This is a genomic window from Streptomyces sp. NPDC086777 (assembly GCF_040702065.1).
Classification (GTDB): domain Bacteria; phylum Actinomycetota; class Actinomycetes; order Streptomycetales; family Streptomycetaceae; genus Streptomyces.
Genome location: NZ_JBFBJI010000010.1, coordinates 256,681 through 268,313 on the forward strand (window position 1 = coordinate 256,681; position 11,633 = coordinate 268,313).

Here is an 11,633-nt window from a genome sequence, read left to right on the forward strand (position 1 = left end):
GCCTAACCTCATTTCGTGTCCAGCTCCAGCCCCCGGAGCTCCGCCCGAGGTCGGCCCACGGCCGGTCCGCCGACAGCCAACTCCCGTACGGGCAGGCCCCAGTGGGTCATACCGCTCCCGGAGGCCGGGACCTGCTGGTAGACAGGAGCGGTGGGCGGCGAACAGGCGGATGCTTCCGAGGCGGGTCGGTCCGCGCTGATCGTGAGGGTCCCGGAGGCGGAGCCCGCGGTGGGCGCGTGGCGTCACCGCCTCGACCCCTCGGCCCGTGCCGGTGTCCCGGCCCATGTCACCGTGCTCTTCCCGTTCCTCGACGCGGGCCTGATCGACGGCGGTGTGCACGCCGCGCTGGGCGACCTGCTCTCTCACCACCGGCCGTTCGAGGCCCGCTTCGACCGCTGCGGCCGGTTCCCCGGAGTGCTGTATCTGGCCCCCGCACCCGAACCGGCCGCCCGCTTCCGGTGCCTGACCGAGGCGGTCGCCGAACGATGGCCGGAGAACCCGCCGTTCGGCGGCGCGTTCGACGACATCGTTCCGCATCTCACCGTCGCCCAGGACCAGGACGAGTCCGTCATGGCGAGGGCTGAGGCGGACCTGCTGACCGGCCTCCCCGTCGTGACGCGGGTGTCGACGGTCGACCTGCTGGTCCACGAGGGGAGGCGGTGGGAACGCCGGGCCTCCTTCCCCCTGGGGTAGGGCCACGGGCCGGGATCGGCGCCCCGCCGTACTCCGGCCGTCGGGCGCCGGTCACCTGGGCCGGTAGGCGGTGGCCAGCACGGAGACGGTGACCCGGTCGGGCAGGCAGGCGTCGCCGCTCAGGTCGGCACCGCTCAGATGGCGTGCACTCGGAGTCATCGCCAGCAGGTCCAGGGCCTCCTCCCTGGCCAGGGCCGCGCCGTACTCCACCTGTTCGCCGGCCGCGACGGCGAAGAAGGGATCCAGCGCCCGGTGCAGGCGCTGCTCCTTGGCCGGGTCGACACGCACCGTCGCCGGCCGTCGCTCGCGCAGTTCGGCCAGGTGCCGCACGGTGGGACGGACCACGACCAACCGCCCGGCCGGGTGGAGCACCCGGTGGAACTCGGCCGGGTTCCGCGGGGCGAACACGTCGAGCACCACATCGGCGACCCCGGTGGCCAGCGGAAAGGGACGGAAGACGTCCCAGGCCGCGGTACCGGCTCGGTCATGGGCCCGCGCCGCCGCGCGCAGCGCCCGCACCGAGGTGTCCAGCCCGAGGCCGCGGGCGCCGGGCAGCCGGTCGAGAACTCCGGCCAGGTAGTAGCCCGTGCCGCAGCCCACGTCGAGCACCGTGGCCCGCTCGGGCACGGCCGCGGCCGCCAGACGCGCCACGGCGTCGCGGATGCGCGCGTAGCCGCCGGCGGACAGGAACCGTTCCCGGGCCCGGACCATGGCCGCGTCGTCGCCGCTGGTCGCGCGGGCGCCGGTCAACAGCCCGGCGTAGCCGTGCCGGGCGATGTCGAAGGCGTGCCCCGCCGGGCAGCGCAGCACGCCGCGCTCGGGCCGCAGGCGGCGGGTACGGCACGTCGGGCAGCACAGCAGGTCGAGGACGAGTTCGAGGGCAGGGGGAAGGGACACGGGCACGAGGCACTCCTGGCAACGGCGTTCGGGAAGGGACCGTGCCTGCGTGCGCACACCGAAGGCCGCCGCCGTGGACCGTCAACGGGCAGCAGGAGCAACGTGGTTCACACCCCAGGCACACCAATGAGGGCGACGCCGACCGGCCTCGCCCTCAACACCTTCCGGTCACAGGAAGCAGTAGTGCGGAGTGCTCGTGAATGCCACGCCGTGAGTTTACGGGCCTGACAGGGGAGGTGCGCGGCCGGCGCTGGCAGGTCACTGCTTGGCCATCGACGAAGCCCAGCCGTCGGTTGGGTCCCGGACGAGTCTCCGGGCCGCCCCCGGACAGGCCGGGGATGCAACCATTCCCTGCAGAGCTGGAACCCCCGGAAGCCGACCGCGCGCCTCGGAGCGTAACCGACGGCACCGAGAACGGCCCCGACGGTGATCGGCCGTCAACTGCGGCCGGTTGAGCCCCCGGCGTCCCAGGCTTACGCGTCCTTGCTCCCCCGCACCGGGAAGAGCATGCAGCTGCTGGTCGCGTGGGCCAGCAGCCGGTCCTCGGAGTCGCGGAGTTCCGCCTGGGCGAGGGCGGTGCGGCGGCCGCTGTTGAGGACGGTGCCGATGGCGCGGACCTTGCCGGTGTCGACGGTGACCGGGCGCAGGAACTTCAGGGTCAGGTCGATCGAGGTGTATCCGGTGCCCTGGGGCAGCACGGACTGCACCGCGCAGCCCGCCGCCGAGTCGAGGAGCGTGGCGTAGACGCCGCCGTGGACGCTGCCGATCGGGTTGTAGTGCTCCTCGCCCGGCACCAGGGCGAAGACCGCCCGGCCGTACTCGGCCTCCTCCAGGGTGAAGCCGAGGGTGGCGGCGATCGGCGGGGCGGGCAGGCGGCCTGCCACGATCTCGCGGAGGAAGGCGAGGCCGCTGTGGTGCGGGACGGCGCCGGCGGATATCGCGGGGTCCTCCCAGCCGAACGTACGTGACCTGGGCTCCTGCCCGGGGTGGAAGTCGAGCGTCAAGACAACTCCTCGTAGTGGGTGGGCGCGGGCGCCGTGGTCGTCCCGCCGGGCGTCTCAGTCGCCGTCGGAGGCGGGTGGGGTGACGCGGATGAGACCCGGGCCGGCGTCGACGAACGATTCGCCGAGTGGCACGTCGTGGCCGTCGTCGCAGCGCAGCACCGCGTGCACCGCGGCGCCGCAGTCCCGGTGGCGTACGACCACCGGGGGGCCCTGCTCGTCCGAGGCCCAGGTGTCGCCCCACTGCCGCAACGCCGTGAGGACGGGCAGGAAGTCCCGTCCCTTGTCGGTCAGCCGGTAGGCGTACCGGGTCCGTTGGCCGGGTTCCTGGTAGGGCACGCGCTCCAGGAGCCCGGCGGCGGTGAGTTCCTTCAGGCGCGCCGAGGCGGCGGGTTCGCCGATGCCCACCCGCCTGGCGAAGTCGTCGAACCGGCGGGTGCCGAAGAACGCCTCGCGCATGATCAGCATCGCCGTCCTGTTGCCGGCCACCTCCAGGGTCCGGGCGACGGAGCAGTTGGCCATGGACCAGGCGTCCCGTTCCCGCAGCAGGTCCGTCATGTCTTCACCCTCCGCATCTCCTCACCCTCCGGATGTCTCCGCCCCCTGACTTGCCTCATGCGAAGTCAGCCTATAGCGTCGCGGCTGACTTGTTCAACCGTAAGTCAGCTGTGCCCCGTGCCCGCAGCTCGGCCGAGACGAGGACTCGATGGCTTCCACCCCTCCACCCGCCCCGGGCCGACTCAGGCCGGCCGACCGGCAACCCGGCGGCCAGAACCCCCACCAGCCCTCCCGGCGCACGGCGGCGCTCACCCTCGTCGCGATGTGCCTGGGCGCCATGACGACCTTCCTGCTGGTCACCGCATCGGTGTCGGCGCTGTCGGCCATCCAGGACGACCTGCACGTCTCCCCGACCGGCCTCGTCTGGATCCCCTCCGCGTACACCCTGCTCGTGGCCGGCCTGGTGATGTCCGCGGGCACCATCGGCAACCTCTACGGCCGCAAGCGCGCTTTCCTCGCCGGCGCCGCGGTCATGATCGTCGGGTCGCTCACCGTCTACGCCTCGGGCTCGACCGGAGGTGTCATCGCCGGCCAGCTCGTCTCCGGCGTCGGCGGCGCCCTCATCCTGCCCAACAGCCTCGCCATCCTGGGAGCCGCCTTCCCGGACCCCCACCGGCGCACCGAGGTCGTCACCGCCTGGGCGGCCGCCTCCGGCATCGGACTCGCCGCCGGACCGCTGATCGCGGGCACCCTGCTGGACCACTTCCACTGGAACACGGTCTTCCTGTCCACCGCCGCCCTCGCCGTCGTCACCATGGCCGCCGCCGCCCGCGTCGCCGAGTCGCGCGGCCCCGCCGGCAAGCTCGACGTCCCCGGCCAGGTCCTGGCCGCCGTGGGCATCGCCGCCCTCGTCTACGCCCTCATCGAAGGCGGACACGACGGCTACACCAGCGCCCGGACCGTCGTCGCCTGGTGCGTCGCGGCCGCCGCCCTGACCGGCTTCGTCCTCGTCGAGCGGGCCGCCCGCGCACCCATGCTGGACATGAGTCTGTTCCGGTCGGCGTCGTTCAGCGCCGTCATGTTCGTCGCGGCCGTCTCCCTGTTCGGCTTCACCGGGGTGGCCATCCTCTCGGTGCTCTTCTACGAGCGTGTCCAGGAGCTCTCCGCCCTGGACGTGGGCTGGCGGCTGCTGGCCTTCTTCGGCGTCTACGTCGTCGTCGCCTACGCGACCGGACGCGTGATCCGCCGTACCGGCTTCAAGCTCCCGCTCACCGTGGGCTTCCTCGTCGGGGCCGCGGCCACGGCCGGTTTCGCCGGCACGCTGGATCCGGGCACCTCCTACGCCCGGGTGTGGTGGCTGTACGTGGTCTTCGGCGCCGCCTGCGGGATGGTGGCCGCGCCGAGCACCGCCGCCGCCCTGGTCAGCGTCTCCCACGAACACGCCGGCATGGCCTCCGGAGCCGTCAACGCCTTCCGCCAGATCGGGTCCGTCACCGGCTCCGCGCTCCTCGGTGCCCTGCTCGCGAGCCGGCTCCAGTCCCGGCTGCCCGGCCGGCTCGACGCCCACCACGTTCCCCGGGCGGCCTGGCCGGCCGTTGAGCAGGCCGTCTCCACGGGCACCGGCGGTCACGGGACGACCCCGCCGAACGTGACCGCCGCGGTCGGTGAAGCCTTCACCTCCGGCGTCCACGTCGGCATGGCCGTCGTCGCCGCCGTCTTCCTGTGCGCGGCCCTGGCCTCGGCCCTGCTGATACGCAACCGGCCGCACCATGTCACCGGGACCGGGACCGGGACCGGAACCGGGACCGCCACGGCTTCCGCCTCCGCCTCCGCCTCCGCTTCCGCCTCCGCTGCCGCTTCCGGCTCCGCCGGCTGACGCGCGGCGCGGGTGCGCCCGCGGGGGTGCTCCGGGAGGAGGCCCGCCGGAGCACGCGCGGTCGGCCGGCCTCAGCCCACCAGCCCCAGCTCCCGCGCGATCAGCATCCGCTGCACCTCGCTCGTCCCCTCCCCGATCTCCAGGATCTTGGAGTCGCGCCACATGCGGGCCACCGGGTACTCGTTCATGAACCCGTAGCCGCCGTGCACCTGGGTCGCGTCGCGGGCGTTGTCCACGGCGATCGTCGAGGAGTACAGCTTGGCGAGGGCCGCCTCCTTCTTGAAGGGCTCGCCCGCCACCAGGCGGGAGGCCGCGTCGCGCCAGGCCAGGCGGGCGGTGTGGGCCTTCATCTCCATGTCGGCGATCTTGAACTGGATGGCCTGGTTGGCGCCGATGGGCCTGCCGAAGGCGTGCCGCTCCTTCGCGTACTTCACCGACTCGTCCACGCAGCCCTGGGCCAGGCCGGTGGCCAGGGCGGCGATGGCGATGCGGCCCTCGTCGAGGATGCGCAGGAACTGGGCGTAGCCGCGGCCCTCCGCGCCGAGCAGGTTGGCGGCCGGGACCCGGACGTCGGCGAAGGACAGCTCGCGGGTGTCGGAGGCGTTCCAGCCGACCTTGGAGTAGGGGGCGGCGACCGTGAAGCCGGGGGTGCCGGACGGGACGATGATCGAGGAGATCCGCGGCTTGCCGTCGGGCTTGCGGCCGGTGACCGCGGTGACCGTCACCAACCCCGTGATGTCCGTGCCCGAGTTGGTGATGAAGCACTTGCTGCCGTTGATCACCCACTCGCCGGTGGCCTCGTCCAGGCGGGCCGTGGTGCGGGTGGCGCCGGCGTCGCTGCCGCCGTCGGGTTCGGTGAGGCCGAAGGCGCCGAGGATCTCGCCGGAGCAGAGCCGCGGCAGCCACTCCTGCTTCTGCTCGTCCGTCCCGAAGAGGTGGATCGGCATGGCGCCCAGGGAGACGCCGGCCTCCAGCGTGATCGCCACCGACGAGTCGACGCGGGCCAGTTCCTCCAGGGCGATGCCGAGGGCCAGGTAGTCGCCGCCCATGCCGCCGTACTCCTCGGGGAACGGCAGCCCGAACAGGCCCATGCGGCCCATCTCGCGGACGATCTCGTACGGGAACTCGTGCCGCTCGTAGAAGTCGCCGATCTTCGGCGCCACGACGTCGTGCGCGAACTCCTCCACCGTACGGCGGAGTTCTTCCAGTTCGGGGGAGAGGCGGTGGTCCATGGTCGTCACTCCTGGTGGGAGAGGGCGCGGACGGTACGGGACGGGCTGGGTCGGCCCAGTTGTTCGGCCATCCACACGCTGGTGGCGGTGAGTTTGCCGAGGTCCACTCCGGTCTCGATGCCGAGGCCCCGGAGCATCCAGACCAGATCCTCGGTGGCGAGGTTGCCGGTGGCGGACTTGGCGTACGGGCAGCCGCCGAGCCCGCCGGCGGACGCGTCGATCGTCGTCACGCCGTGTTCCAGGGCCGCGTAGGTGTTGGCGAGCGCCTGGCCGTAGGTGTCGTGGAAGTGCACGCCGATGACGTTCGTCGGCACGCCCTCCTCGTTGAGCAGGGAGAGGAGTTCGAGGACGTGGCCGGGGGTGGCCACGCCGATCGTGTCGCCGAGGCTCAGCTCGTCGCAGCCCATGTCGCGCAGCGCCCTGCAGACCCGGACCACCTGGTGGAACGGGACGGCACCCTCCCAGGGGTCGCCGAAGCACATCGACACGTAGCCGCGGACGTGCACGCCGGCGTCCTTCGCCTGCCGGACGACCGGGTCGAAGACGGCCAGCGACTCGTCCAGCGAGCGGTTGAGGTTGGCCCTGGCGAAGGACTCGGTGGCGCTGGCGAAGACGGCGACCCGGCGGGCGCCCAGGGCCAGGGCCCGGTCCAGGCCCCGCTGGTTGGGGACGAGGACGGGCAGGGCGACCCCCGGGAGATCGGCGAGCTGCGGGAACAGATCCTCCGCGTCCGCCAGTTGGGGCACCCACTTCGGGTGGACGAAGCTGGTCGCCTCGATCGTCGTCAGGCCCGCGTCGGCCAGCCGGTGCACGAACTCGGCCTTCACCGAGGTCGGTACGGCCGTCTTCTCGTTCTGCAGGCCGTCGCGGGCGCCCACCTCGTGGATCCGGACCCGGGCGGGCAGGTCGGTGGCCGGTACGACCATGGGGAGGGCGCTCTCCGGGGCGGTCATGCCGTCTCCTCCTCGTGCGGGGCGATCACGGCCAGCACCTGGTCCATGGCGACCGTGGTGCCGGGCCGCACGTCGAGTTCGGCGACCGTGCCGGCGTGCGGTGCGGAGATGACGTGCTCCATCTTCATCGCCTCCACCACCAGCAGGCTCTGCCCGGCGGCGACCTCGTCGCCGACGGCGACCTTCACGACGGTCACCGTGCCGGGCATGGGCGCGGTGAGCGAGTCGGCGCCGGCGTGCGCGGTGCGGTTCAGCGAGGCGGCGACCGGGTCGTGGTCGCGGACCTGCCAGGCGTCGCCGTCCCGGCCGAGCCAGTCGGCGGCGCGGTGGAAGGTGTGCCGGACGCCGTCCAGGGTGACGGTCACCCGGTCGGCGGTGACGGTGTGGGTGCCGTGCGGGGCGTACTCCACCGGGTCCTGCACCCGCAGGTGGAACCCGACGGGCCTGGGGGTACCGCCGAGGCGCCAGCCGCTGGGCACCGAGAAGGGGTCCGTCCAGCGCCCGGCCGACGCGGCACCGGCCGCAGCGGCACCGCCCGCCGCGACCGGCCGCAGCGCCTCCAGCCGTACGGCCGCCGCCGCCTCGTACACCTCGTCCGGGACGTCCGTGGTGACCAGGTCGTCCACCACCCGCTCGACCAGGCCGGTGTCCAGCTCGCCGGCCACCACCGCCGGGTGGGCAAGGAGGCGGCGCAGGAAACCGGCGTTGGTCTGCACGCCGAGGGCGACCGTCTCCGCGAGGGCCCCGCGCAGCTTCCGGAGCGCGGTCTCCCGGTCCGGGCCGTACGCGATCACCTTGGACAGCATCGGGTCGTAGAGGCTGCCGACCTCGGAGCCCTCGCTGAGCCCGGAGTCGGTGCGGACGCCGTCGCCCTGCGGTTCGCGCAGCAGCAGCACCGTGCCGCCGGTGGGCAGGAAGGCGCGCGCCGGGTCCTCGGCGCAGATCCGGGCCTCGACCGCGTGCCCGGTCAGCCGGACGTCCTCCTGCGCGAACCCCAGCGGCTCCCCGGCCGCCACCCGCAGCTGCCACTCCACCAGGTCGAGGCCGGTGACGAGTTCGGTGACGGGGTGCTCCACCTGGAGGCGGGTGTTCATCTCCATGAAGTAGTACGCCGACGGGTCGCCGCCGGGCACGATGAACTCCACGGTGCCCGCGCCGACGTACCCGCACGAGCGCGCCGCCTGCACCGCGGCCTCGCCCATCGCCGCCCGCGTCGCCTCGTCCAGGAGCACGCTGGGCGCCTCCTCGATCACCTTCTGGTGGCGGCGCTGGAGCGAACACTCGCGCTCGCCGAGGTGGACGACGTTGCCATGGCCGTCGGCCAGGACCTGGATCTCGATGTGCCGGGGGCGGTCGATCCACCGCTCGACGAGGAGGGTGTCGTCGCCGAAGGAGGCACGGGCCTCGCGGCGGGCGGCGGCGATCTCGTCGTCCAGGACCCCGAGGTCCCGCACCAGCCGCATGCCCTTGCCGCCACCGCCGGCGGACGGCTTGAGCAGCACGGGGGCCCCCAACGCGCGGGCGGCCTCGGCGAGTTCGGGGTCACGGCCGCCGGGCACCACCGGCACCCCGGCCGCCGCCACCGTCTCCTTGGCGCGGATCTTGTCGCCCATCAGCGCGATGGCGTCCGCGGGCGGGCCGATGAAGACCAGCCCGGCCTCCTCACAGGCGCGCGCGAAGCCCGCGTTCTCGGCGAGGAAGCCGTACCCCGGGTGGACGGCCTGCGCGCCGGTCCGCACGGCCGCCGAAAGCAGCCGCTCCACCGACAGATAGCTCTCGCCCGCCGGCGCCGGACCGATCCGGACCGCCGTGTCGGCCTCCCGGACGTGCCGCGCGTCCGCGTCGGCGTCGGAGTACACGGCCACCGAGCGGACGCCCAGCGAGCGGAGCGTACGGATGACCCGGACGGCGATCTCGCCCCGGTTGGCCACGAGTACGGTGTCGAACACGAGTCCCCTCCTCACATCCGGAAGACGCCGAACCGGGGTTCACCCAGCGGCGCGTTGCCACAGGCCGTCAGGGCCAGTCCCAGCACCTGCCGGGTGTCGAGGGGGTCGATGACCCCGTCGTCCCACAGGCGGGCGGTCGCGTAGTAGGCGCTGCCCTGCCGCTCGTACTGGGCGCGGACGGGTGCCTTGAAGGCCTCCTCGTCCTCGGCGGCCCAGGACTCTCCGCGCGCCTCCAGCTGGTCCCGCTTGACGGTCGCCAGCACGGACGCGGCCTGCTCGCCGCCCATGACGGAGATCTTGGCGTTGGGCCACATCCACAGGAAGCGGGGGGAGTAGGCCCGGCCGCACATCGAGTAGTTCCCGGCGCCGTACGAGCCGCCGACCACCACCGTCAGCTTCGGCACCCGGGTGCACGCCACCGCCGTGACCATCTTCGCGCCGTGCTTGGCGATGCCGCCGGCCTCGTAGTCCTTGCCGACCATGAAGCCGGAGATGTTCTGCAGGAAGACGAGCGGGATGCCGCGCTGGTCGCACAGCTCGATGAAGTGGGCGCCCTTCTGGGCGGACTCGGAGAAGAGGATGCCGTTGTTGGCGACGATGCCGACCGGGTGACCGTGGATCCGGGCGAAGCCGGTGACCAGGGTCTGCCCGAACTCGGCCTTGAACTCGGCGAACCGGGAGCCGTCGACGACCCGGGCGATGATCTCGCGGACGTCGTAGGGGGTGCGGGAGTCGACGGGGACGGCGCCGTAGAGGCCGTAGGGGTCGACCTTCGGCTCGGCGGCCGGGGTGACCTCCCAGGGCAGCGCGCGCCGGGCCGGGAGGGTGGCGGCGATGTTCCGGACGATCCTGAGCGCGTGCGCGTCGTCCTCGGCGAGGTGGTCGGTGACGCCGGAGACGCGGGAGTGCACCTCGCCGCCGCCCAGCTCCTCGGCCGTGACGACCTCGCCGGTGGCCGCCTTCACCAGCGGGGGGCCGCCGAGGAAGATCGTCCCCTGGTTGCGGACGATGACGGCCTCGTCGCTCATCGCCGGGACGTACGCGCCGCCGGCGGTGCAGGACCCGAGCACGGCGGCGATCTGCGGGATGCCCGCCCCCGACATCCGGGCCTGGTTGTAGAAGATCCGCCCGAAGTGGTCGCGGTCCGGGAAGACCTCGTCCTGCATGGGGAGGAAGGCGCCGCCGGAGTCGACCAGGTACACGCACGGCAGCCGGTTGTCGAGGGCCACCTCCTGGGCCCGCAGGTGCTTCTTCACGGTCATCGGGTAGTACGTGCCGCCCTTGACCGTGGCGTCGTTGGCGACGATCACGCACTCGCGGCCGCTGACCCGGCCGATCCCGGCGATCACGCCCGCGGCCGGGGCCGCTCCCTCGTACATCCCGTCGGCGGCCAGGGGAGCCAGCTCCAGGAACGGGGACCCCGGGTCGAGCAGGGTGTCCACCCGGTCCCTCGGCAGCAGCTTGCCGCGCGCGGTGTGCCGGGTCCGTGCCTTCTCGCCGCCGCCGAGCGCGGCCGCGGCGAGCTTGCCGCGCAGCTCTTCTACGAGGACGCGGTGTGCCTCCTCGTTGGCCCGAAAGGCCTCCGACGCGGGGTCCGCCGCGCTCGTCAGCTCCGGTGCCTGGTCCATGCCGCGATCCCCTCACCTTGTTAATGAGCGTTAACGCATTTCCTTCAGGTTAACGACCGCTAACCTCCCTGTCTAGAATTGGCCTCATGGTCACGAGAACCGACGCCCCGACGCGCCGCGAGCAGATCCTCAAGGAGGCCGCCCGGCTCTTCGCCGAGCGCGGCTTCCACGGTGTCGGGGTGGACGAGATAGGGGCCGCGGTCGGCATCAGCGGGCCCGGTCTCTACCGGCACTTCGCGGGCAAGGACGCGATGCTCGCGGAGCTGCTGGTGGGGATCAGCGGGCAGCTGCTGACGGGGGCCAAGCGCCGCCTGGCGGAGGCCGACGGGGACACCGGGCCCTCGGCGGTCCTGGACTCCCTCATCGAGGGCCACATCGACTTCGCCCTCGACGACCGTCCACTGATCACCCTGCACGACCGGGAGCTGGACCGCTTGCGTGACAGCGACCGCAAGCTGGTGCGGCAGTTGCAGCGGCAGTACGTCGAACTGTGGGTGGAGGTGGTCCGCGGCGCCTACCCGGCCCTCCCGGAGCCGGCCGCCCGCTCCGCGGTTCACTCCGTCTTCGGCCTCCTGAACTCCACCCCCCACTTGGGCCGACCGGGTTCCCTGCCGGGCCGCGGCGCCACCGCCGTCCTCCTCCACCGCATGGCACGGGGCGCCTTCGAGGCGGCGGCGGTGGACTGAGCCCGAGGCACGATGCCACCGCGCCCGCCCTGCTGTGTCCACCCGCTGCGGCCGACCTCTTGCATCCGCCGCGACGGCGACCAGCCACGACGATGGTTCCCGGCGGTGCCGTGCTGCCTCGGGCCGGTTCGGCACCGCCGGCTCGCGCCGTCGTGGCTGATCGCCGGCGCGGCGCAGATGTGAAGTAAAGCGGCTGGAGGAAGGCGGCGCCTGCCGCGCC

Annotated in this window: 10 protein-coding genes; 3 read left to right on the plus strand and 7 right to left on the minus strand. The window is 73.1% G+C overall.

What is annotated here, in order from left to right; genetic code table 11:
* The first annotated feature begins 201 nt into the window (after positions 1-201).
* Positions 202-693, plus strand: a complete 492-nt coding sequence (locus AB0472_RS17210; protein ID WP_366357290.1) for a 2'-5' RNA ligase family protein — start codon at positions 202-204, stop codon at positions 691-693.
* 51 nt (positions 694-744) lie between these two features.
* On the opposite strand, the gene AB0472_RS17215 is transcribed toward AB0472_RS17210, so the two are convergent.
* The 3 genes from AB0472_RS17215 to AB0472_RS17225 all read right to left on the minus strand — a co-directional run bounded on the left by AB0472_RS17215 (position 745) and on the right by AB0472_RS17225 (position 3,149).
* On the minus strand, positions 745-1,596 hold the full coding sequence (locus tag AB0472_RS17215; RefSeq protein WP_366357269.1) for a methyltransferase: 852 nt from the start codon (positions 1,594-1,596) through the stop codon (positions 745-747).
* Between the two features lie 467 nt (positions 1,597-2,063).
* Positions 2,064-2,594, minus strand: coding sequence for a PaaI family thioesterase (locus AB0472_RS17220; protein WP_366357270.1), 531 nt, complete (start codon positions 2,592-2,594; stop codon positions 2,064-2,066).
* Between the two features lie 54 nt (positions 2,595-2,648).
* Positions 2,649-3,149, minus strand: a complete 501-nt coding sequence (locus AB0472_RS17225) for a helix-turn-helix domain-containing protein (RefSeq protein ID WP_366357271.1) — start codon at positions 3,147-3,149, stop codon at positions 2,649-2,651.
* A gap of 148 nt (positions 3,150-3,297) precedes the next feature.
* Here AB0472_RS17225 and AB0472_RS17230 point away from each other — a divergent pair, with 148 nt between their 5' ends.
* A complete protein-coding gene (locus AB0472_RS17230) occupies positions 3,298-4,965 on the plus strand; it encodes an MFS transporter (RefSeq protein WP_366357272.1) in 1,668 nt (555 codons plus the stop codon).
* Positions 4,966-5,036: 71 nt separating this feature from the next.
* On the opposite strand, the gene AB0472_RS17235 is transcribed toward AB0472_RS17230, so the two are convergent.
* From AB0472_RS17235 to AB0472_RS17250, 4 genes are read right to left on the minus strand one after another with little or no spacing between them, the layout of a single operon-like run.
* Positions 5,037-6,197 (minus strand): acyl-CoA dehydrogenase family protein, encoded by a 1,161-nt coding sequence (locus tag AB0472_RS17235; protein ID WP_366357273.1) that lies wholly within the window; start codon positions 6,195-6,197, stop codon positions 5,037-5,039.
* A 5-nt stretch (positions 6,198-6,202) separates the two neighbouring features.
* Positions 6,203-7,150, minus strand: a complete 948-nt coding sequence (locus AB0472_RS17240) for a hydroxymethylglutaryl-CoA lyase (protein ID WP_366357274.1) — start codon at positions 7,148-7,150, stop codon at positions 6,203-6,205.
* The gene (locus tag AB0472_RS17245; RefSeq protein ID WP_366357275.1) at positions 7,147-9,099 is read right to left on the minus strand and encodes a biotin carboxylase N-terminal domain-containing protein; all 1,953 of its coding nucleotides are present in this window, start codon (positions 9,097-9,099) and stop codon (positions 7,147-7,149) included. Before AB0472_RS17245 ends, AB0472_RS17240 begins: the two co-directional genes overlap by 4 nt.
* Before the next feature lie 11 nt (positions 9,100-9,110).
* Complete coding sequence (locus AB0472_RS17250) at positions 9,111-10,727, minus strand: carboxyl transferase domain-containing protein (protein WP_366357276.1); 1,617 nt, start codon at positions 10,725-10,727, stop codon at positions 9,111-9,113.
* 86 nt (positions 10,728-10,813) lie between these two features.
* On the opposite strand from AB0472_RS17250, the gene AB0472_RS17255 reads away from it, so the two are divergent.
* Entirely contained in the window at positions 10,814-11,413 is a 600-nt protein-coding gene (locus tag AB0472_RS17255; RefSeq protein WP_366357277.1) for a TetR/AcrR family transcriptional regulator, read from the plus strand.
* Positions 11,414-11,633 lie beyond the last annotated feature (220 nt).